The organism is Agrobacterium tumefaciens (assembly GCF_031801495.1).
Classification (GTDB): domain Bacteria; phylum Pseudomonadota; class Alphaproteobacteria; order Rhizobiales; family Rhizobiaceae; genus Agrobacterium; species Agrobacterium tumefaciens_K.
In genome coordinates this window covers 2,117,336-2,138,821 of the sequence record NZ_JAOEGC010000002.1, presented here as the reverse complement: position 1 = coordinate 2,138,821, position 21,486 = coordinate 2,117,336, and the positions used below count along the sequence as shown (strand labels likewise).

The window sequence follows — 21,486 nt, the reverse complement described above, 5'->3', positions numbered from 1 at the left end:
TTTTGAGGTTTAGCCTATAAATGCGGCATCTCGAAAATGGTTGCGTGGCGAAGCGGGAGAGGATAGGTCGATAAAGCTGTGCTGCACTTGAGCGGTTGCATAAAATTTACGCGTTTTCTTTCGGCTGATGCTTTCTGGGGGTTGGTTCAGAAAAACTGAAAGATGCGATCACGAAAAGGCTTTTGACCTTTGCTGCCGGTGGCGTTACGGGCGTGCGGAGCGCTGCACGGGCGCTTCGTTCGGAGCATGTTCATGTCGCTTGACCGTCTGGCTCCGGCCATTTTCGTCTTTCTGTGGTCCACCGGCTGGGTAACGGCCAAATATGCCGTCTACTATACCGGGCCGCTGACGTTTCTCTGCCTTCGTTACGCGGTGGCGGGCGTACTGCTCTGGCTGATCTGCCGGATCATCGGCGTAAGCTGGCCTCGCGAATGGAAAGAGATCGGTCGCGCCATACTCTCCGGCGTGTTTCTGCACGGCATCTATCTCGGCATGATCTGGTGGGCGATAGGGCAAGGTGTTCCTGCGGCTATTGGCGGCATCATTGCCGGGTTGCAGCCTTTGATGACGGCCGTTGCCGCCCCCTTTGTCATCGGCGAGCGATTGTCGAATGTCCAGCGGGTGGGCCTGCTGATCGGCTTTGCGGGCATTGCCATTGCCGTTCTGCCGAAAGTGATGGATGTCGGTGCGTCCGGGGTGCCGGTTCCGCTTTATGCCGTGGTGGTGAATGTGCTGGGCATGATTTCGGTTACCTACGGCACGCTCTACCAGAAGAAATATGTGCACGGCGGGAACATCATGGCCGTGGCGACGCTGCAATATGCTGGAGCATTACTTGTGAGCGTGCCGTTCGCCCTGATGCTGGAAGACGGACATGTCGACTGGAGCTTCGGGCTGTTGGCGACGCTCGCATGGTCGGTCGGGGCGATTTCCATCGGCGCGGTCGCGCTTCTGCTTTACCTCATCCGCCGGGGGCAGGTTTCGCGGGCCGCCTCGCTGATCTATCTCGTTCCGCCGCTGGCTGCCATCGAAGCTGCACTGCTTTTCGGTGAGACGTTGACGACGGCCATGATGGCGGGAACGATACTCGCTGTGGCGGGAGTCTATCTCTCCAACCGCAGGGCGGTTTCTTCGGTTGCGGCGAATTAACGTTTGCTGCCGAAGATTAGAACTTTGTTAACCATAAAATTATACCCCTCGTTAATCGAGAGATTCTTCGCGGGGGTTACATGTCTATTTCGCGTCGTGGTGTTCTGTTTGGATTGCCGCTTCTGCTGGCGGGCTGCGCAAGCTCGGGTGTTTCGCAGCAGAGGCTGAATTATGCAGCGAAGCCTGAGGAGAAATTCCCGCTTCCTGCCATGCATCTGGACAAGGTCAAGCCGGAACTGCGCCGTCAGGAGGTGGCGTTTGATACATCGCATCCGGCTGGCACGGTTGTCGTCGATACACCGGCCCGGCGTCTCTATTACGTGATGGGCGGCGGCCGTGCGATGCGTTACGGCGTCGGCGTCGGGCGTCAGGGGCTGGCACTGAAGGGCGATGCCTATGTCGGTCGCAAGGCGGAATGGCCATCCTGGACGCCGACGGCGAACATGATGCGGCGTGATCCGCGCAACCTGAAATTCGCGAGCGGCATGCCCGGTGGGCCGAACAATCCGCTCGGCGCACGTGCCCTTTATCTCTATCGCGGTGGCAACGATACGATGTTCCGCCTGCACGGCACCAACCAGCCGCAATCCATCGGACACGCCATGTCCAGCGGCTGCATCCGCATGCTGAACCATGACATCATCGACCTTTACTCGCGTGTTCCGGTCGGCGCGCGCGTCGTGGTGATGCAAGCCTGACGCAGCGGGATTCTACCGCAATAGTTTCAGCGATCCGGTCAATGACCTGACCCATTTCGTCGGGCCGGTGAGGCCGAGGCCGTCGATCTCCTCCGCCGACAGATCCCGTTCGGGAAATGTCTGCCGGTAGTCGGCATAGGCGTGCAGTTTGCGCGCGAAAGCCGGAAAGGGCACGATGGCCGATGCCGCGGGTTTCGTTTCCAGAGCCTTGAGCAGAAGTTGTCGTATCGCCGGCGTATCTGCCTGAAGGACAGGAACAGGTCGGTTGGCGCTGATCTCGATCGCGCGGCCGTGACTGTCCGTCAGCCGGTCGGCGGCGAGTTGCGGCGTGCTGGCACCAAGCCCGATGCCGATGGCGCCGACGGTGTTGGCGATCCATCCGGCGGGCATATCCGGGTTGATGATGATGGCGATATGTAGCTCGTCTGTCATGGACTGTCTTTCCGTTGTGATGTGCGGGGGAAGATAATCGCGTCCTGTCGAAAGGTCCTGTCTTTTGCTGTTCCCCTGCGCTGAAATTCGGTAAGTTCTGCCTCCATTGCATTGATATGAGGTGAGTTATGCCGAATTTGAAACTGGAGCCGGTGGATGTGCGAATCCTGTCGTCCTTGCAGGATGAGGGCCGGCTGACCAATCAGGCTTTGGCCGACGAGGTGGGACTTTCGGCTTCCCCCTGCTGGCGGCGGGTGCGGCAACTGGAGGAAACGGGCGTTATACAGGGCTACTCGGCGCGGATCGACCGGCGGCAGGTCGGGCTTGGGGTTCTTGCCTTCATCCGGGTCAAGATCGACAGCCACAGCGAGGAAGAGGCAGAGCTGTTCTCGCGGCAGGTTGCTGATCTGAAGGAAGTCGTGGCCTGCTACAGCATTGCCGGAGACGCGGATTTCCTGTTGCAGGTCGTTTCGCCGGATCTCGACACCTACGCTGACTTCGCCATGTCCGTGGTGCGCCGCCTGCCGGGAATCAAGGAGATGCAGACGACGTTCGTGCTGAAAGAAATAAAGGCTTTCGAGGGATTGCCGCTCGATTTCGTTTGAAACAAGGCTTCAGGGCGGACATGCGCCCGATTTTCCTGCCTCGGCTCCGGATCAGACCTCCGGTTGCCCGAAGATGCGTTTCATGTCGATTTTTCACATTAAAAACAACCTCATGTAGAAAATCTACCATCTGCCTATATAAGGGAATACAATGATATCGAAAACGTGATTTTCGGTGTTCGATACGTGTATCCATAACCGAGGCGAGGCGCTGTACCGAGCGCGACAGCAACCAACCGGAGCACATCAATGGCCACTTTCGACAAACTGTCCCGTTACCAGCCGTACGCGCTTGCAGCCCTGCGCATCATGACCGCGCTGCTCTTCATCGAGCACGGTACACAGAAGCTGTTCGGCTTCCCCGCATCGCAGATGGAAGGCTCTCTTCCCCCGATGCTTCTGGCTGCCGCGCTTTTGGAACTGGTTGGTGGTCTTCTGGTGCTGGTTGGTTTCTTCACGCGTCCCGTCGCATTCATCCTGTCGGGCCAGATGGCTGTCGCCTATTTCATGGCGCACGCCCCGAAAAGCTTCTTCCCGGCCCTGAACGGCGGGGATGGCGCCATCCTCTTCTGCTTCATCTTCCTTTACCTCGTCTTCGCTGGTGCTGGCGCGCTTTCGGTTGACGAACGCCGCTGATCTGCACGCCTCGGCCTTTCCATATTGGCTTGAAACCTCGCAGGGTAAGTGCCGTGCGGGGTTTCGTGTTTTTTACGCACACTTCGGCGTTGACCGAAGCATTGGTGCCCGTTTTCGCGTTAAGGCTGGCTCAGCCAACTTCCTGGGAAACTGATCCGTGACCACATCGAACACTATCGCGCGCGAACTTCTGCTGCTGGCACTGCTGTCGGCATTGTGGGCCTCTTCCTACACCTTCATCAAGATCGGCGTGGAAACGATTCCGCCACTGACCTTGATCGCATTTCGCACGCTGATCGCGGGTCTGCTGCTGATGGCGGTCATCCGGCTGCGTGGCCTGCGTCTGCCGAAAGACGTGTTTACATGGCGGCTTTTTCTCGTCCAGGCTTGCATCAACAGCGTATTGCCATTCACGCTGATCGCCTGGGCGGAACAAAGTATCGATGCGGGGCTTGCGGTCATCCTCAATGCGACGACGCCGATCTTCACTTTCCTTCTCACCGCCATTGTCGTTCGGCATGAGCAGGTCAGCGGACGCAAGCTGTTCGGTACCATTGCAGGCATGACCGGTGTGTGCCTCATCATCGGCATGCAGGCGCTGAACGGCGCGGGACAGATGCTGTGGAGCCAGATTGCCATTCTGGCCGCGGCCTTTTCCTATGCCTGTGCAGCCATTTTTGGTAAAAATTTCAGGGGGCTCGATCCTGTCATGCCTGCGGCCGGATCATTGATCTGCGGAGCTGTCATTCTCTTGCCGGTCAGTGCCATCGTCGATCGTCCGTGGACGCTGTCGCCGTCCACCGCGTCGATAACGGCGTTGCTGTGCCTCAGCGTCTTTTCGACGGCTCTGGCCTTCATGATCTATTTCCGGCTGATGCAGACGCTCGGTTCAGTCGGCACCACGTCGCAGGCGTATCTTCGCGTTCCGATCGGGGTGGGAATCGGGATGCTGTTTCTGGGAGAGGTTCCCACGACCGCCATGTGGGCCGGACTTGTCTGCGTGATTGCCGGGGTTCTTGCCATGACCCTACCAGCGCGCACAAGCCCTGCTGCGCTAAGCGGATAAGAGGCAATGAAAAACCCCGCAAGCGGTGGCTTGCGGGGTTTCAGTCAAGACATATCGGTGCGCCGTTTAGCGGTTACGGCCGCGATTGCCGTTACCGTTGCCGGAAGCGCGCTTCTGCGGTGCGTCACCACCCGCAGGAGCGTGACGGTTCGTTCCGGGCTTGCGGGCAGGGCGGCGATGCTTGCGGGGGCCGCCTGGACGTCCTACGGCTTCGCCTTCCGCCTGCTTTACACGCTTGAAGTCCGATGTGACTTCGAGATCGTTGTCGGCGTCGCGCTCGTGCGATGCGTGGTGACGCGACGGACGGGACTCGCCATTGTGACGTCCACCTTCGCGGGGGCCGCGCTGCTGGCCACCGCTATTGTTGCGGCCGCCGCGGTTGTTGTTGTTGCCGCGCGAGGGGCTTGCCAGTCCGGCAGGGCGCTCGCCCGATGCGACCGGGATTTCGATCTTCATCAGCTTTTCGATGTCGTGAAGCAGACGTGTCTCGTCCGGTGCGCAGAACGCAATGGCGATGCCGTCACGACCGGCACGGGCTGTACGGCCGATGCGGTGGACGTAGGCATCCGGCACTTCCGGCAGATCGTAATTGAAGACGTGGGTCACAGCCGGGATATCGATGCCGCGGGCGGCGACATCGGTCGCAACCAGAACCTTGAGATCGCCGTCCTTGAAGCCCTTCAATGCGCGCTCGCGCTGGCCTTGGCTCTTGTTGCCATGGATGGAAGCAACCTTGAAGCCGATGTGTTCGAGATGCTTGTAGAGCTTTTCCGCGCCGTGCTTGGTACGCAGGAAGACAATTGCGCGGCCATCCGGGTTTTCGGAAAGCGACTTCTTCAGAAGTTCGGTCTTGTCGTTCTTGCCGGCAACGAAATGTACGTACTGCTCAACCTTGTCGGCTGCCTTGCCTGGCGGCGTCACTTCCACCTTGAGCGGATCGGTCAGGTAGCTGTGGGCGAGGTCGGCAATTGCCTTCGGCATCGTGGCCGAGAACAGCAGGGTCTGGCGCTTGGCCGGAACCATCTTGGAGATCTTGCGCAGGTCGTGGATGAAACCGAGATCAAGCATCTGGTCGGCTTCGTCGAGAACGAGATAGGTCACCTTGGACAGCGAGATCGCGTTGCGGGCGATAAGGTCCAGCAGGCGGCCGGGGGTCGCCACGAGGATATCAGTACCCTTTTCGAGCTGGAGCTGCTGCTTGTTGATCGATGCGCCGCCAACAACCTGGTTGATGCGCAGCGGGGTCTTCTTCACGAAAGCGCGCAGGTTTTCACCGATCTGGTTGACCAGCTCACGCGTCGGCGCAAGGATCAGCGTGCGGGCGGTGCGGTTTGCCGGCCGATCGGCATGCTTCAGCAGCATTTCGATGATGGGTAGGCCGAAAGCGGCCGTCTTGCCGGTGCCGGTCTGTGCGAGGCCGATCAGGTCGCGGCCTTCGAGAAGCAGCGGAATGGCCTTCGCCTGAATGGGGGTGGGGGTTGTGTAACCAAGCTGGGTAACGCTTGCCACAATCTTTTCGGAGAGGCCGAGTTCGCTAAAACTGGTCAATAGTATCGCCTTTCGGGGCGCCAAAACAAAATCGACCGGAACAGTTGCTGCTGTCCGGTGGTTTCGGCGTCAAGAACCCCGCGTGAATTGGGAACTTGTGGGTTGGAATAACTTTCTGCGCATCAGTGCGGCAAATGCCGTCTTCTGTATCGGTTGCGCTTTTCCTTCATGCGTTGATTATGTCTTGGTCCGCTGCAGCTCACGCGGCTGCCGAAGGTGAAAGCTCAACCGGGCATGTGTGCGTTTCGCACCGAAAAGTCAAGCAATAGTTTTGAAAACGAGCCGTCTAGCCCCGCATGGCTGATATGTCGCCGTGGTGTAGAGACGGAATCACGTGGCTGTTTGTGCCAATTTGGGCAACAAAAAGACAAATGTGGTTAACAATGGGTTGCGACATGCTCTGATGCATAGCAATGCGTTTGTTTCTCCCCTAACGTTCCCTTGAAATTGTTAGGAACTATTTGATTCGACGGGATGGATCCTGGTGGCGTGGAATATCGGATGACCGAGGGCGGCGGGTTGCTGGAAAAAGCGTGCAGGGCCATTCAGGCGCTGGATTTGCCCGCATGCATCAAGGACAGCGAGCTACGCTATGTCGTGGTGAACACCGCCTATAGCCGTTTCATGAAGCGTTCGGCAGAACAACTTCGTGGTCATACGAGCTTTTCCCAATCGGGCAATGCGCAAGACGAAGCCCGCGAAGAAAAGGAACGGCGGTCGCTGGTCTTCGCCACGGAAGAGGTGGTTTCCTGCCACGGCGCCGGCGCTTCCGGGCGTTATGCCGCGCGCTGCGAACGTTTTACCGGCGATGACGGAAGCTTTTTCCTGTTCGAGGTTTTCGAGGCCATGCCGGCCTTCGTGCCGGACGCAACATTCGGCAGGAGTATCGCGTCCGACCTGCTGCTCGACAGTGGCGTGATCGATCTCATCGACGCGGGCATCGTCATTTACGATCGGGACAACCGTCTGGTTTATCGCAATGCCCGGTTCGCGGAATTCTACAGCGCACTCGATGTCGAGCTGACCTCAGGGCTTGCGCTGGAGACGACGCTCGAAGCCTGCTACCGGGCCTGCCTTCGGACCGGTTATGGGCCTGCGAGCGCCGAGCCGGACATGCGTGCCTGGCTGGACAAGAGGCTGCACGAATTCTCGTTGCCCCATTCGGAGACGGTGGAACAGCTCTGTGACGGGCGCTGGGTGCGCGTGGTGAACAGGCGGCTTGAAAACGGCATGTTGATCGGCCTGCGGATCGACGTCACCGAGTTCAAGTCCCATGAAGTGCTGCTGAGCAAGCACATCCGGGAAACCTGGCTTTTGCGAGAAGCGCTTCAGCAGCTGCCTGTGGCAGTTTTCCTGCGCGACGATAAGCGACGGCTGACATTTGCCAATGCGGCCTATGAAAAGATCGTGGGCGGCGATCTTTCGCAACACATCGGCAAGACCGCAAGTCAGATGTTTGCTGGTGCCGGTGAGCAGTTCCATCTCGAAAACGAGGAGGTTCTTGCAACGGGCGACGCGGTAGAAAAGGCTGAAAACATTCCGCTGGCGGATGGTGGCGCCTTGCCTGTCATCACGCGCATCGGTCGTGTTTCGACACCGGATGACGAGCACTATCTCGTTGGTTCGATTACCGACGTCAGCGTGCTCAAGACACGCGAAAACGATCTGATCGCCGCGCAGAACCACGCCGAGGAACTGCATCGTCAGCTCGAGGCTATTCTTCATGCCTTGCCGGTGGGCGTGCTGCTCATCAACGCCGACCGTATCATCGAATATGCCAACCCCTGTTTCTACGACATGTGGAGCGAGGTTGGTGGTCTTGGCGATATCGTTGGCAAGAGCTACCGGTATTTCATGGAGCGCAATTTCAAAAGCGGGCTTTATGATTACGGTGATATGTCCTTCGAGGAGCTTTACGAAGAGCGCGTCGCCCGCCTTGCCGATGTGACGACTTTCGGGCCTCGTGAGGTAAGGAGCGCGAACGGCAGGGTCACGACCATCTCGAAGACGCTGCTGAGCGGCGGCAAGGTTCTGAGCACCTATGCCGACGTGACGGAGGTGCGGCGGCGCGACGCGGAAATTCGCAAGGCGAATGCCGATCTCGAACGTGTCGGCGAATATATGCAAGGCGCGACGCGGGCCATGGCGCAGGGTCTTGTCCTGATTGAACAGGGCACGATCATCTTCTCGAACGAGGCGATGGCACGCATGTTCGATGTGCCGCCCGAACTGCTGGAGCCGGGTCGCGGCTGGGGGGAGGCCTTTAACTATTGCGCTCAAAGGGGCGATTTCGGGACCTGCGACGAGGCCGAGAAAACGCTCCAGACATGGCGCCTCAACGTTCAGGAGAACAGGCCGTTCTCGTGGACCGTTCATGTCAGGGGTGAAATCTGGCTCAATCTCGAGGCAACCATAAGCTCCGGTAACTATTGGCTGGCCATCGTCACCGATGTGACTGAAATGAAGTTGCGCGAGGCGGAATTACAACGTCTTCTGTCACGCGCTGAAGCTGCCGACCGAGCCAAATCCGAATTCCTCGCCAATATGAGCCATGAAATCCGCACGCCGATGAACGGTGTGCTTGGCATGGCGGAACTGCTGGCCAAATCCAACCTGGATACCCGTCAGAAGACGTTCACCGACATCATCGTCAAATCCGGAAATGCCTTGCTGACGATCATCAACGACATCCTCGATTTCTCCAAGATCGAGGCCGGACAGATGAAACTGCGCAATGTGCCATTCGATGCGGTGGAAGCGCTGGAGGATGTGGTTTCGCTGTTGTCCTCTGCTGCGCTCGACAAGGACATAGAGCTCGTCGTTCGTATCGATCCATCCGTGCGTGGCAGGGTTATCGGCGATGCGGGGCGGTTTCGGCAGATCGTCACCAATCTCGTCGGCAATGCGGTCAAGTTCACAGAAACCGGGCATGTTCTGGTGGAGCTGTCGGCGCAATCCGCGGAAGCCTCAGAAACCATTCTGACATTGCGTGTCGAAGACAGCGGCATCGGCATTCCGGGCGACAAGCTGGAAACGATTTTCGACAAGTTCAGCCAAGTGGACAGTTCCGCGACCCGCAGGCACGAGGGCACGGGTCTGGGGCTGGCTATCACCGTAGGCCTCGTGGGACTTTTCGATGGCTCGATCCATGTCGACAGCGTTGTCGGAAAAGGATCGACCTTCACCGTCAACATTCCGTTCCAGGTGACGGGTCGTAGCGCTGACACCTCGTTGCAGGCGGTCATCATCGATGACGTCCGTGTCCTCGTCATCGATGACAATGAGGTCAACCGCCGCATCTTGACGGAACAGCTGAACGCCTGGGGTGTGGATGGTTACGCTGCGGAAAGCGGACCGGCAGGGCTTGCCGTTCTCGAAGAGGCCGTGGCCATCGATTTCGATATAGACGCTATCATTCTCGATTACCACATGCCGGTCATGAACGGGCTGGATGTGGTCGAACGGATACGGTCCGACTCGCGTTTCGAAGATATCGCCATCATTTTCCTGACATCCATGGATGTCGTTGGAGATGAAACGCTGTTCACCGACCTCAATGTGCAGGCGCATCTGATGAAACCGGCACGGGCGCGGCTGTTGCGCTCGACGCTGTTCGATGTCGTTCGCGATGTCAGGCTGAAACGCGGCCAGAAACGGGGTTACGCTTTCGTTGCTCCGGAAGAAAGCATCGCGCCTTCCGTTCGCGAAGAGGTGGGACGGAAAAGTGGCCGCCGCGATGTTGCAGCACCGACGGTTACCGAACGGGAGCGACCCTGCCTGCTGGATGTGCTGGTTGCCGAGGACAACGACGTCAACCAGATCGTCTTCACGCAGATACTTCAACAGACGGGCTTACGGTTCCGCATTGTCAATAACGGTAAAAAGGCCGTGCAGGCGTGGCAGGAGTTCAACCCCGCCGTCATTCTGATGGACGTTTCCATGCCGGTGATGAACGGTCATCAGGCGACGCAGGCGATCCGGGCCGCCGAGCAGGACGCGGGCGATGACCGCCATGTGCCCATCATCGGCGTGACCGCGCATGCTCTCGACGCAGATCGGGAGCTATGCTTTGCCGCCGGCATGGATGATTATCTCTCCAAGCCCATCAGCCCGGAAATACTGGAAAGCAAGGTCGCGCAGTGGTTGGGGCGTGATGCGCCGCGCCAGGAAAAACCGAAGGGTTCCTCCCAGTAAGTCGTTTTTCTGTACCGTTGAAAATACTCACGTGCGGCGAACGCCGCAGAGCATCTCACGTTTTCCGGCAAACCCTTTGCGGCGTTCCACATCAAAACCGGCCGCCTGAAGATTGCGCCGTACGAAACCGGCCGCGGCATAGGTTGCGAATGTCCCTTGCGAACGCGTCCTGTCGAACAGCGTCTGCATGATGTCCAGCGACCACATGTCGGGATTGCGTGACGGTGCGAAGCCATCGAGATACCATGCATCGAAAATTTCGCTTCGGGATGCGATACTTTCCAGCGCATGACCACAGACGACCGTGAGCCGCGTCGTGTCGTCCAGCTCGATATCGACGATGCCCTGCGGTTCTTCCGGCCAACGTGCCACGAGCGCTTGACGTTCGGCATCCACTTCCGGCCAGCGCGCCAGCGCGCGATCCAGGTCTTCCGCCTTCATGGGATAGAGTTCGAAGGACATGAAATGAAGGCTGCGACCGCCGCTGCGTGCAAGTTTCCACTGGCGCCAAGTTTCGCAGAGGTTAAGGCCGGTGCCGAAACCAAGTTCACCGATGCGGAATGTTTCACCGTTGCCGGACCAGCGTTCAGGCAGTCCATTTCCCGACAGGAAAACGTGGCCGCATTCAAGCCTGCCGTCCGTCTGACAATAAAAATGGTCGCCAAAGGCCAGTGAATAGGGCATATCCCCGTCGCGCCAGTCGAGCGCTGTCTGGCCATTGCCGGAAATCGGATTGTCCTCGGAATGTGTCATGAAAGAAGCCGATAGTCCTGCTTGCGATCACCGTCAATCATCAAGATTGCCGGTTTCGGTGCCGTTACTGATTATTGGCGGCGGGATCATGGGGCTCTGGGCCGCGGTCAAGGCGGAGCGGCTGGGGATCGAAACATTGCTGGTCGATGCGGCAACACTCGGCAGTGGCGCCAGCGGTGGACTGCTCGGCGCGTTGATGCCGCATATGCCGGATCGCTGGTCGGACAAAAAACAGTTCCAGTTCGATGCACTCATCGACCTTGAGAGCGAGATTGCCCAAGTGGAGAGCGCGACGGGCCTTTCAGCCGGATACAGGCGGTGCGGCCGCATCATTCCCTTGCCCAAGCAGCATCTGCGGGCGATTGCCGAGCGGCACCAGAAGGATGCCGGGCAAAACTGGAAAACTCCCGACCGTCGATTCCACTGGCATGTTGCTGACGCTCCGGCCTGCGGTGACGCTTGGGTGGATCATGCCGCAGGTGAGGCGGGCTTCGTTCTCGATACGCTGGCTGGCAGGGTGTCGCCCCGAGCGCTGACGGGTGTTCTTGCGGCATTCATCCGTACTGCGCGGCATGTTCAGGCGGTGGAGCACTGCGGCGTCATATCGCTCGATCCCGAGCAGGGGCGGGCGCTTCTGTCATCCGGAGATGACGTGCGTTTCGATCACGCGATCATTGCGAACGGGCATCACGCCTTTTCAATGATGCGTGATGCGGCTGGCCTGGCGGACGGGATGTCTCTCGGGCAGCCGGTGAAGGGCCAGGCTGCGCTTCTCGATGCGAAATGCGATCCCGCGATGCCAGTTGTTTTTCTGAACGGGCTGTATGTCGTGCCGCATGAATACGGAACCGTCGCCGTCGGGAGCACGAGCGAGGACGATTTCGAAGACCCCTATGCAACCGACGAGAAGCTCGATCTGCTTGTTTCAAAAGCCAAATCAATCGTTCCGTCGCTTGCGGGCGCGGTCGTGATCGAGCGTTGGGCCGGGTTGAGGCCGAAGGCCATCGGGCGGGACCCGATGGTTGGTTCCATTCCGGGGCGGCCGGGGCTTGTCGCGCTCACGGGTGGCTTCAAGGTCAGTTTCGGCCTAGCCCACCATCTTGCCGACGCAGCTTTGGCCGCGGTCTGCGGGCAAACCGCAACGTTACCCGACAGTTTCAGGCCCGCCGAGCACATTCGCATCGCGGAAGAGAATTTCAGAAAGTCCTGATGTACGCGTTTCGCGTCGTCAATCTGTTACGCAAATCACCTATTTGCTGGCCTGACACAAGGCCCGTTCAGCCGCAGGTGCGGCAAGGTGACAAGCGAATGCGATACGCCATTCATTTTACGCCATCTCCCAATGACCCGCTGACGCAGGCCGCAGCCGCCTGGCTTGGGCGCGACGTCTATTCCGGTCAGGCGGTCGAGCCGCCCGGCATGATCGATCTCGCCATGCCGGATATTTCCTACCATACGGCGCTGCCGCGCCGTTACGGGTTTCACGGCACGATCAAGGCTCCCTTCCGCCTCGCCGAGGGATATTCGGAAGCGGCGCTGCTTCGCGATCTGATGCGGTTTTCCGGCAAACAGGAGCCGTTCGTGTTGCCGCAGCTGGTTGTCGCGAAACTGGACAATGTTTTCAGCCTCGTGCCGGAGCGGCCGTGCGACCTCCTGCATTTTCTCGCTGCCAGTGTCGTGCAGGAGTTCGACCACTATCGTGCTCCCATCGGTGACGCGGAGATCGAGCGCGCCAATCCCGAACGGCTTTCCGCGTCGCAGCTGACCAATCTGCATCGCTGGGGCAGCCCGCACGTCATGGACGAGTTCCGGTTCCAGATGACGTTGACAGGTAGTGTCGAGCCGGTGAACTACTCCAGAATCGAGCGTGCCGTCAGAACCGTGTTCGAGCCGCTGCTATCGCGTCCCATGCCTTTCGCCAATCTCGCCCTCTTTATTGAGGATGAGCCAGGCGCACCTTTCCGCGTTCACTCCCTGCATCCGATGGGCCGTGTCTCCGCCCGCAAGATCGCCTGACGGAACCACCCGTCAGATCGTACACAAAAAAGCATCGGAATGTCGGCAAAATTGCTCTCGACATTCCGGGCGTGAATGTTACCGTTCAGCGTCCTATCTGTAAGGTGACTGAATGATCTCCGATAATTATCCGCGCAATCTCATCGGCTATGGCCGTAACACGCCTGATCCGAAATGGCCGGGTGGTGCCCGCATCGCCGTACAATTTGTCATAAATTACGAGGAGGGCGGGGAAAGCTGCATTCTCGACAATGACAAGGCGTCGGAATCACTGCTGTCGGAGATCGTCGGCGCGCAGCCCTGGGCCGGGCAGCGCAACCTCAACATGGAATCGATCTACGAATACGGTTCGCGAGCCGGTTTCTGGCGGCTTTGGCGTATGTTCACCAGCCTTGGCGTGACGACGACCGTTTATGGCGTCACGGCGGCGATGGCGCGCAATCCCGAAGCGGTGGCCGCCATGAAGGAGGCGGGATGGGAAATCGCCAGCCACGGCTATCGATGGCTGGAGTACAAGGATTTTTCCGAAGATGAAGAGCGAAAGCACATTCTCGAGGCAGTCCGTCTGCACACCGAACTGACGGGCGAGCGCCCTTACGGCATGTATCAGGGCAAGCCATCCGACAACACGCTGCGCCTTGTCATGGAAGAGGGTGGTTTCCTGTATTCTTCGGACAGTTACGCTGACGATCTGCCCTACTGGGTAAAGGGTTCGAACGATGATCCCTTCCTCATCATTCCTTACACGCTTGAAACCAATGACATGCGTTTTGCAACACCGCAGGGTTTCAATTCCGGGGATCAGTTCTTCACCTACCTCAAGGACGCTTTCGACGTTCTCTATCAGGAGGGTGTTGAAGGCGCGTCGAAGATGATGAGTGTCGGCCTTCACTGCCGCCTCGTTGGTCGTCCGGGCCGTGCGGCGGCGTTGCGCCGGTTCATCGAATATGTGCTGGGCCACGAAAAGGTCTGGATACCCCAGCGTATCGAGATCGCCCGCCACTGGCATGAGCACCACAAGCCGGAAGCTGTCTGATGGTTGAGCGGGACGATTTTGTTACCCGCTTCGGCGGCGTGTTCGAACATTCACCCTTCATCGCCGAGCGGGCTTATGATGCTGGTGGCATAGCCGAGCCCTTGACGGCGAAGACGGTACACGAAGCGTTGTCCGCGCAGTTTCGTGCGGCGTCGGCTTCTGAGCGGCTTGGCGTTCTGTGCGCCCACCCCGATCTTGCCGGAAAGTTGGCGATTGCCGGGGAGCTGACGGAAGACAGCCGCCAGGAGCAGGCGGGCGCAGGGCTGGATCGCCTGACGCCGCAGGAGCATGCGCGGTTTACCGAGCTGAATGCGGCTTACACGCGGAAATTCGGCTTTCCGTTCATCATCGCGGTCAAGGGACTGAACAGACACGATATTCTCTCGGCTTTCGAACGTCGCGTCGATAACAGCGTCGAAGAGGAGTTCTTGACCGCAACGGCGCAGGTGGAGAAGATCGCATGGCTGCGATTGTCCTCGATGTTGCCAGCTGGTTGAACTGGCAAGTGACGTGTGTTCCGCTATAATCGCGGTATCTGGAGATCAAGTCATGCGACCCTCAGAGGTGCTGGAAAACAACAGGCAGGCGATCCGCGAGGCGACGAAGCGCTTCAACGCGGCGAACCCACGCGTCTTCGGTTCCGTAGCCCGCGGCGAAGACGGGCCTGACAGCGATCTCGACATCCTGGTGGATGCGTTGCCGGGCACGACCCTGTTCGATCTGGGTGGTTTGCTGGAGGAGCTGAAGGCAGTGCTCGGTGTCAAGGTCGATGTCGTGACCGCCGGCGGTCTGCATGCCAGCATCAAGGAACGCGTTCTGCGGGAAGCCAAGCCGGTATGAGTTCAGACAGACTTCTCCTCTATCTCGACGAAATCGACGTCACCGCGGCAAGATTGCAGAGCTTCGTCAAAGGAATGGACGAAGCGTCGTTTCTATCCGACGAGCGGACGCAGATGGCTGTCATGATGGGTTTGGCATTGATCGGCGAAGCCGTGGCGAAGATCGACAGGCACAATCCCGAATTTCTGAAGCAACATACAGAGGTTCCGTGGGAGCAGATCAAGGGTATGCGAAATCTCATCGTGCATGATTATTTTCGCGCTGAATTGCCGATAATCTGGAAGACGGTGATGACAAGTATTCCGGATTTGCAGTCGCGTCTGGCCCTTGTTCGAAACTGGCATGCCCAAGGTGAATGAGTTTTGACTGATTTTCTCGATATCCGGCCTTTGACGAAAGATGCATTCGCGTCGTTTGGCGATGTCATCGAGCCAACGCCCTCTTCCATGCGCTACATCAATGGCGGGCAGACGGAGAGGCATCATGCCCTTGCAACGCCTGAAGCCATCGGGGAGGGTGCTCGCGTCGTTCTCAATATCTTCCGTGGCCAGCCGCGTCGTTTTCCGCATGTAATCGAAATGATGGAGCGGCACCCGCTCGGCAGCCAGAGCTTCTCACCGCTGTCCGGCAGGCCGTTTCTTGTCGTTGTCGCGGAGGACGAGGCGGGCAGACCCGGCAGGCCGCAGGTGTTTCTGGCGCGGGGCGATCAGGGTGTGAATTACCGTCGTAACGTCTGGCATTACCCCCTGATGCCGTTGCAGGCCGTGTCCGATTTTATCGTTGCCGATCGTGATGGACCGGGCAACAATCTGGAAGAGCATTTTTTTGACGCCCCATATATGATCGCGGAGCCTGCCCTATGACCGGTTTGACGACCCATGTTCTCGATGCCGCTCACGGCACACCGGCGGAAGGGTTGAGGATCGACCTTTACCGGCTGGACGGTGAAGGGCGCGAAAAGCTCAAAACCGTTACCACCAACAATGACGGACGTGTGGACGGTGGCCCGCTGCTGATCGGCGACAGCTTCAAGGCGGGGCAATACGAACTGGTTTTTCATGCCGGCGATTATCTGCGCGGCAAGGGGGTCGTGCTGCCGGAACCGGCCTTTCTTGATATGATCCCGATCCGTTTCGGTATCGCGGATGAAAGCGGGCATTATCACGTGCCGCTTCTGCTTTCACCCTTCAGCTACTCGACCTATCGCGGAAGTTGACCGGCCATGATTTTCGCTGCCATTGCCGATATTCATGGAAACTGCGCAGCGCTGGAGGCTGTGCTTGAGGACATCGACCGCCAGGGTATCGAGGACATCGTCCATCTCGGCGATTGCTTCAGCGGACCGCTGGAGGCTGGTTTTACCGGCGATGTGCTGCTCAGCAGATGGATTCCTTCAGTTCGCGGCAATCATGACCGCGAACTGATCGACCGGGCACCGGAAGAGATGGGCAATTGGGAGCGGCCTGCCTATGCGCAGCTGACCAATGCCCATCTGGACTGGCTGCGGACCTTACCGTTCAGCATGGTGTTCAAGGATGTCGCCTATTGCTGCCATGGATCGCCGCGTGACGATCTGGAATACTGGCTGGAAACGCTCTCGCCGGAAGGTGTGCTGAAACTGCGGCCTCTAGCCGAAATCGAAGCCATGGCGAAAGGGATCGATCAGCCGTTGATGCTATGTGGCCATACGCATATCCCGCGCATGGTGCAGCTTTCCGATGGGCGTCTGATCGTTAATCCCGGCAGTGTGGGCTGCCCTGGCTGGCGGGACAGCGAACCCTTCGAGCATCATGTCGAGGCAGGTCATCCGCTCGCCAGCTATGCCGTTCTCGAGGAGACCCCGAGGGGCTGGCAGGCACATTTCCGGCAGATCCGTTACGACAATCAGGCCATGGCTGAAATGGCACGCGTAAACGGAATTCCCTATCTGGCAAATGCCCTGGCCAGTGGCTGGCTGAAGCCGAAACCCGATTGAGTTTTCGGCTTTTACCCTTCGCTTGTCATCACCACGCAGGAATAGGACTGCGCCTTGAGTGCCTTGCAGGCGGCAACCGCTGAAGACTGATCTTCGAACCCGGTGAAGCGGGCGCGGTAAAGCGTGGCCGATCCGGTTCGAACGGCTTCGGTGTACGGCGCTATGCTTGTGTAGCTGCCGGAAATGTTGTTCTGTGCGTTGGCGAGCAGCGAACGGGCGGCAGATTCCGAATCCGTGGCGGCGATCTGGACCTCCCAGCGACTGCGGTGGGACGCGGGCGTGGGAATGGCGGACACCTGCATCATGTCTGCCATCTGGCTGTTTGCCGTGGCGATCTGCATGGCGACCGGATCATCCCGGCGTTCCGCGAACATCGGCAGCGGTACGGTCGCTGGTGGCACATCAAAGGTGCGGCTTACGCTGGCGCTGGCGATCAGCTGTTCGCTGCTGCGGCTGCGCGAGGCCTGCGGCACGGCCTTGTCCAGTAGCGCGGCCATCTGCGCATCACGGCTGCGGGCCGTCTTGCCCCCCAGCACGACGCCAACGACGCTGCGGCCATTGTGATTGACCGCGCTTACCAGATTGAAGCCGGAGGCATTCGTGTAGCCGGTCTTGATGCCGTCAACACCTTTGTAGCTGGCCAGAAGGCGATTGTGGCCGCGGATGGTCTGGCCGCGGAACTTGAACGAGCGGGTGGCGAAAAGCCTGTATTCCTTCGGGAAATCCCGCTGCAGGGCAAGTCCCAGCTTTGCCATGTCTCGCGCTGTCGTCACCTGCGTCTTGCTTGGAAGGCCCGATGCGTTGCGGAAAACCGTCTTGCTCATGCCGAGCTGGCGGGCCTTGCGGGTCATCATCTGAGCGAATTTCGCTTCCGATCCGCCCAGGTGATCGCCCATGCCTTCGGCCATGTCGTTCGCGGATTTCACGATCATGCCGTAGACCGCTTCACGCACGGTGAATGTGGTTCCTGCCTTGACCCAAAGTTTCGAGGGAACGGCCGATGCGCCGTGCTTCGACATGGTGATCCGCTGGTCCCAGCTCAGGCGGCCATCGCGCAGCGCCTCGAATGTCAGGTACAGTGTCATCATCTTGGTCAGTGAGGCGGGGTGGTTGAGGACATCGGCATTGCGGGAAGCCAGAACCTTGCCCGTATTGGCATCCATGATGAAATGCGCATAGCCCGCAATGGCTGGTCTGGCCTGCAAGGAGAGGATCGCGCAAAAGAACGCGAGTGCGAAAACCCAAGCGCCCGCCATTCCCCGTCTGATCGTTCCCGACATTACTTCGCCCCTTTAATCCGTTCGCCGCACCAGATGCCTGTTTTCCGGCGGATGTTTACTGACACATTCCGGCAACAAAACCGCTAAAACTTTAGAGATCGTTTTCATGCTTAATTAAGTATGAATTTCAACCTCAACGCCGTACCCGTTACTCTCTTGAAAAGAAACCTACCATCCGGTATGTTTTGCGTCATGACAAATGCACATGAGCGAAAGAAGCAGCCGGAAATCGTGCGCCGCAATCTTCTCGATTGCGCGGCGAAACTCGCTGCCGATCAAGGGGTTTCGGCACTTTCCATTCAGGCAGTCGCGGATGCCGCTGGCGTCACGAAGGGCGGTCTGTTCCATCATTTTGCTTCAAAACACGCTCTGCTGGAGGCGGTGATGATGGACCTTCTTTCGGCTCTGGATGCGGAAATAGACGCGTTTCTCTCACAGGATTGTGAAGCTTATGGATGCTTCACACGCGCCTATGTCAACGCCGCTTTCGCCGACCGTGACCGCGATTCGGGCAAACAATGGGCCGCCATCGCCGTTTCGATGATCGGCGAACCCTCGCTTCGACGCATGTGGTCGGGGTGGCTGGAGGAGCGTATCACCCGTCATCTGCACACGGATGACGGACCGGAACTGGAAGCCGTCCGCCTTGCCGCAGACGGCATATGGCTTGCCGATCTATTGGCCGAAGATGGCCGGGCAGGCGGTGAAAGAACTGCACTTCATAAATTGCTGATTGCACAGACACGCAGAGGAACAGGACGATGAATGCGATGATGTTGACTTACGGGGCGCTCATCGCCGCCATTGTCTGTGAGGTCATCGCGACATCCTTCCTGCAGCAGTCGCAGCAGTTCACCAGGCTTGTGCCAACGCTGCTGATGGCTGTGTTTTACGGCATTGCGTTCTACCTGCTGGCGATCACGCTGCGCACCCTGCCGGTCGGCATCGCCTATGCGATCTGGAGCGGACTCGGTATCGTGCTGATTTCGGCTATCGGTTACGTCTTCTTCCGGCAGTCGCTGGACCTGCCGGCGGTGATAGGCCTTGGCCTGATTGTCACCGGTGTGGTGGTCGTGAACGTGTTTTCGAAGACGGTTGGGCATTGAAGGGAAGTGGGGCCGTACCCCGTCACCCCGGACTTGATCCGGGGGCCAGCGCGATCAAGTCATTGATCGCGATAGGCCCTTTTCACGGCGCGAACGCGCCGTGGCTGAATTCCGCTCAAGTCCGGAATGACGGAACGTAGGCGATGCTTACACTCCCTTACGCCAGAATGCTGCGATCCACATCGGTTATCAGCCGTTTGCCGCAGAGGGCCATGCTGATATCCATTTCCTTGCGGATGATCTCCAGAGCTGTTGTGACGCCCTGCTTGCCGCCAGCACCGAGGCCGTACAGGAATGGACGACCGATATAGGTGCCCTTGGCGCCAAGTGCGATGGACTTCAGCACGTCCTGGCCGGAACGGATGCCGCCATCGATATGCACCTCGATCCTGTCACCGACCGCATCGACGATCTTCGGCAGCATGGCGATGGAGGAGCAGGCGCCGTCGAGCTGGCGGCCGCCGTGGTTCGAAACGATGATGGCATCCGCCCCCGTGTCGGCTGCGGCGCGTGCATCCTCCTCATCCAGAATGCCTTTGAGGATCAGCTTGCCGCCCCAGCGCTCCTTGATCCACTCGACATCCTTCCACGACAGGCGCGGATCGAACTGTTCCGCTGTCCATGAGGACAGCGAGGACAGATCGGACACGTTTTGGGCATGGCCCACGATGTTGCCGAAGCTGCGGCGTTTCGTCTGCAGCATGTCGAGGCACCATTGCGGGCGCGTCGCCATCTGCCAGATATGTTTCGGGGTGAACTTCGGCGGAGCTGACAGGCCGTTGCGCAGATCCTTGTGACGCTGACCGAGAATCTGGAGATCGAGCGTCAGTACCAGCGCCGAGCATTTTGCCGCCTTGGCGCGGTCGATCAGGTTGTTGACGAAATCCCGGTCCTTCATCACGTAGAGCTGGAACCAGAAGGGCTTCGAGGTGACGGAGGCGACATCCTCGATGGAGCATATGCTCATCGTGGACAGCGTGAAGGGCACGCCGAATTCTTCCGCTGCCTTTGCGGCCAGCATTTCACCATCAGCATGCTGCATGCCGGTCAGGCCCGTGGGGGAGAGGGCAACAGGCATGGACACCTTCTGACCGATCATTTCGGTGGCCAGAGAGCGATCCGTCATGTCAACCAGAACACGCTGGCGAAGCTTTATCTTCTGGAAGTCCTCTTCATTGGCGCGGTAGGTGCTCTCCGTCCATGCGCCGCTGTCGGCGTAGTCGAAAAACATCTTCGGAACGCGGCGCTGTGCCTTCTTCTTCAGGTCTGCAATGGTGAGGATTTTGCCCATGGATAAAGCCTTCACATTTAAATGTTGGCTTCAAATATCACGAATTTCAGGATTGCGACATCAAAATCGTTGTAACTTTACTGCCAGAAAGTTCGCAAAAACAACTCGCAACCCAATGTCAGCAGACAGATCAGAAACCAGCGTCGGAACGTGGCCGGGCTGACGATCTGACGGATTTTCCGGCCAAGCCACATGCCAAGGAGAGCTGGCAAGACGGTGATCGCAGACACGGTGAGTGCCTGTGTCTCTAAGGCGGAATTGGCGGCAAGACCAACGGCGAGTGCGATGGTGGAGACGGTGAATGACAGGCCGAGTGCCTGCACCAGATCATCACGCTGGAAGCCGAGCGACTGGATATAGGGAACGGCCGGTACCACAAAAACGCCGGTGCCGCCGGTCAGCAGGCCGGTGATAAAGCCGATCGGGGCGGAGAGCCACTTTTCGAGATTTCGGGACAGGGAAAAAGGTTGCGCGAGCAAGCTGTAGGCGGCGTAGATGGCAAGGGCGGCACCGAGCGCAGCGGTCGCCCAGACGGTTGCACCACCGGTCATCAACTGGATGCCGATCAAGGTGCCGGCAACGATGGCGATCATCATCGGCCACAGCCGCAGCAGGATCGCCTTGAAACTTGGACCTGCGAACAGCTGCCAGATGTTGGTAACGAAGGATGGCAGGATGAGAAGACCGGCTGCCGCAACGGGTGGCATGAACAGGCCGAGCATGCCCATCGCCACGGTTGGCAGTCCCATGCCTGTCACACCCTTGACCATCCCCGCAATTGTGAAAATCGCGAGGATCATGACGATAGAGCCGGCTTGCAGATCAAACACTTACAAATCCCTGAAAAATTTCGGTTTCGGG

General features: G+C 58.7%; 23 protein-coding genes. 17 read left to right on the top strand and 6 right to left on the bottom strand.

Features of this window, described 5'->3' with window-relative positions; translation table 11 throughout:
* The first annotated feature begins 252 nt into the window (after window positions 1-252).
* Window positions 253-1,149: a DMT family transporter gene (locus N7578_RS19780; protein ID WP_311111931.1), complete on the top strand. Its 897-nt coding sequence runs from the start codon at window positions 253-255 to the stop codon at window positions 1,147-1,149.
* Window positions 1,150-1,229: 80 nt separating this feature from the next.
* Window positions 1,230-1,847 carry a L,D-transpeptidase gene (locus N7578_RS19775; protein ID WP_311111930.1) on the top strand — a complete coding sequence of 206 codons (618 nt, stop codon included), beginning with the start codon at window positions 1,230-1,232 and terminating at the stop codon, window positions 1,845-1,847.
* Window positions 1,848-1,859: 12 nt separating this feature from the next.
* On the opposite strand, the gene N7578_RS19770 is transcribed toward N7578_RS19775, so the two are convergent.
* Entirely contained in the window at window positions 1,860-2,279 is a 420-nt protein-coding gene (locus N7578_RS19770) for a DUF2000 domain-containing protein (RefSeq protein ID WP_311111929.1), read from the bottom strand.
* Window positions 2,280-2,407: 128 nt separating this feature from the next.
* On the opposite strand from N7578_RS19770, the gene N7578_RS19765 reads away from it, so the two are divergent.
* The 3 genes from N7578_RS19765 to N7578_RS19755 all read left to right on the top strand — a co-directional run bounded on the left by N7578_RS19765 (window position 2,408) and on the right by N7578_RS19755 (window position 4,586).
* On the top strand, window positions 2,408-2,884 hold the full coding sequence (locus N7578_RS19765) for an Lrp/AsnC family transcriptional regulator (protein WP_311111928.1): 477 nt from the start codon (window positions 2,408-2,410) through the stop codon (window positions 2,882-2,884).
* Window positions 2,885-3,133: 249 nt separating this feature from the next.
* Complete coding sequence (locus N7578_RS19760) at window positions 3,134-3,520, top strand: DoxX family protein (RefSeq protein WP_311111927.1); 387 nt, start codon at window positions 3,134-3,136, stop codon at window positions 3,518-3,520.
* 157 nt (window positions 3,521-3,677) lie between these two features.
* Window positions 3,678-4,586 carry an EamA family transporter gene (locus N7578_RS19755; protein WP_311111926.1) on the top strand — a complete coding sequence of 303 codons (909 nt, stop codon included), beginning with the start codon at window positions 3,678-3,680 and terminating at the stop codon, window positions 4,584-4,586.
* Between the two features lie 66 nt (window positions 4,587-4,652).
* On the opposite strand, the gene N7578_RS19750 is transcribed toward N7578_RS19755, so the two are convergent.
* On the bottom strand, window positions 4,653-6,134 hold the full coding sequence (locus N7578_RS19750; RefSeq protein ID WP_311111925.1) for a DEAD/DEAH box helicase: 1,482 nt from the start codon (window positions 6,132-6,134) through the stop codon (window positions 4,653-4,655).
* A 501-nt stretch (window positions 6,135-6,635) separates the two neighbouring features.
* Here N7578_RS19750 and N7578_RS19745 point away from each other — a divergent pair.
* A complete protein-coding gene (locus N7578_RS19745) occupies window positions 6,636-10,328 on the top strand; it encodes a response regulator (RefSeq protein WP_311111924.1) in 3,693 nt (1,230 codons plus the stop codon).
* Window positions 10,329-10,355: 27 nt separating this feature from the next.
* Here N7578_RS19745 and mnmD read toward each other — a convergent pair whose 3' ends face one another.
* Complete coding sequence (gene mnmD / locus N7578_RS19740; RefSeq protein WP_311111923.1) at window positions 10,356-11,081, bottom strand: tRNA (5-methylaminomethyl-2-thiouridine)(34)-methyltransferase MnmD; 726 nt, start codon at window positions 11,079-11,081, stop codon at window positions 10,356-10,358.
* On the opposite strand from mnmD, the gene N7578_RS19735 reads away from it, so the two are divergent.
* The 9 genes from N7578_RS19735 to N7578_RS19695 all read left to right on the top strand — a co-directional run bounded on the left by N7578_RS19735 (window position 11,080) and on the right by N7578_RS19695 (window position 16,948).
* Window positions 11,080-12,291 carry an FAD-binding oxidoreductase gene (locus N7578_RS19735; RefSeq protein ID WP_311111922.1) on the top strand — a complete coding sequence of 404 codons (1,212 nt, stop codon included), beginning with the start codon at window positions 11,080-11,082 and terminating at the stop codon, window positions 12,289-12,291. The two genes, mnmD and N7578_RS19735, sit on opposite strands and share 2 nt — an antisense overlap.
* A 98-nt stretch (window positions 12,292-12,389) precedes the next feature.
* Entirely contained in the window at window positions 12,390-13,097 is a 708-nt protein-coding gene (locus N7578_RS19730) for a DUF1045 domain-containing protein (RefSeq protein WP_311111921.1), read from the top strand.
* 112 nt (window positions 13,098-13,209) lie between these two features.
* Window positions 13,210-14,133, top strand: coding sequence for an allantoinase PuuE (puuE, locus tag N7578_RS19725; protein ID WP_311111920.1), 924 nt, complete (start codon window positions 13,210-13,212; stop codon window positions 14,131-14,133).
* The gene (gene uraD / locus N7578_RS19720; RefSeq protein WP_311111919.1) at window positions 14,133-14,630 is read left to right on the top strand and encodes a 2-oxo-4-hydroxy-4-carboxy-5-ureidoimidazoline decarboxylase; all 498 of its coding nucleotides are present in this window, start codon (window positions 14,133-14,135) and stop codon (window positions 14,628-14,630) included. Before puuE ends, uraD begins: the two co-directional genes overlap by 1 nt.
* Window positions 14,631-14,682: 52 nt before the next feature.
* Window positions 14,683-14,973 carry a nucleotidyltransferase family protein gene (locus N7578_RS19715; protein ID WP_311111918.1) on the top strand — a complete coding sequence of 97 codons (291 nt, stop codon included), beginning with the start codon at window positions 14,683-14,685 and terminating at the stop codon, window positions 14,971-14,973.
* Window positions 14,970-15,332, top strand: coding sequence for a HepT-like ribonuclease domain-containing protein (locus tag N7578_RS19710; RefSeq protein WP_311111917.1), 363 nt, complete (start codon window positions 14,970-14,972; stop codon window positions 15,330-15,332). The genes N7578_RS19715 and N7578_RS19710 overlap by 4 nt, the downstream gene beginning before the upstream one ends.
* Window positions 15,333-15,335: 3 nt before the next feature.
* Window positions 15,336-15,836 (top strand): ureidoglycolate lyase, encoded by a 501-nt coding sequence (locus N7578_RS19705; protein WP_311111916.1) that lies wholly within the window; start codon window positions 15,336-15,338, stop codon window positions 15,834-15,836.
* A complete protein-coding gene (gene uraH / locus N7578_RS19700; protein ID WP_311111915.1) occupies window positions 15,833-16,189 on the top strand; it encodes a hydroxyisourate hydrolase in 357 nt (118 codons plus the stop codon). Before N7578_RS19705 ends, uraH begins: the two co-directional genes overlap by 4 nt.
* A gap of 6 nt (window positions 16,190-16,195) precedes the next feature.
* A complete protein-coding gene (locus N7578_RS19695; RefSeq protein WP_311111914.1) occupies window positions 16,196-16,948 on the top strand; it encodes a metallophosphoesterase family protein in 753 nt (250 codons plus the stop codon).
* Window positions 16,949-16,959: 11 nt separating this feature from the next.
* Here the strand turns inward: N7578_RS19695 and N7578_RS19690 are convergent, their stop codons facing one another.
* Window positions 16,960-18,204 carry a D-alanyl-D-alanine carboxypeptidase gene (locus N7578_RS19690; RefSeq protein ID WP_311112566.1) on the bottom strand — a complete coding sequence of 415 codons (1,245 nt, stop codon included), beginning with the start codon at window positions 18,202-18,204 and terminating at the stop codon, window positions 16,960-16,962.
* 204 nt (window positions 18,205-18,408) lie between these two features.
* On the opposite strand from N7578_RS19690, the gene N7578_RS19685 reads away from it, so the two are divergent.
* Window positions 18,409-18,993, top strand: a complete 585-nt coding sequence (locus N7578_RS19685) for a TetR/AcrR family transcriptional regulator (protein ID WP_311111913.1) — start codon at window positions 18,409-18,411, stop codon at window positions 18,991-18,993.
* An 8-nt stretch (window positions 18,994-19,001) separates the two neighbouring features.
* The gene (locus N7578_RS19680; protein ID WP_422646735.1) at window positions 19,002-19,334 is read left to right on the top strand and encodes a DMT family transporter; all 333 of its coding nucleotides are present in this window, start codon (window positions 19,002-19,004) and stop codon (window positions 19,332-19,334) included.
* 157 nt (window positions 19,335-19,491) lie between these two features.
* Here N7578_RS19680 and N7578_RS19675 read toward each other — a convergent pair whose 3' ends face one another.
* Together N7578_RS19675 and N7578_RS19670 are read right to left on the bottom strand one after the other, a co-directional pair.
* Entirely contained in the window at window positions 19,492-20,625 is a 1,134-nt protein-coding gene (locus tag N7578_RS19675; RefSeq protein ID WP_311111911.1) for an alpha-hydroxy acid oxidase, read from the bottom strand.
* A 77-nt stretch (window positions 20,626-20,702) separates the two neighbouring features.
* Window positions 20,703-21,425 carry a sulfite exporter TauE/SafE family protein gene (locus tag N7578_RS19670; RefSeq protein WP_311112565.1) on the bottom strand — a complete coding sequence of 241 codons (723 nt, stop codon included), beginning with the start codon at window positions 21,423-21,425 and terminating at the stop codon, window positions 20,703-20,705.
* Window positions 21,426-21,486 lie beyond the last annotated feature (61 nt).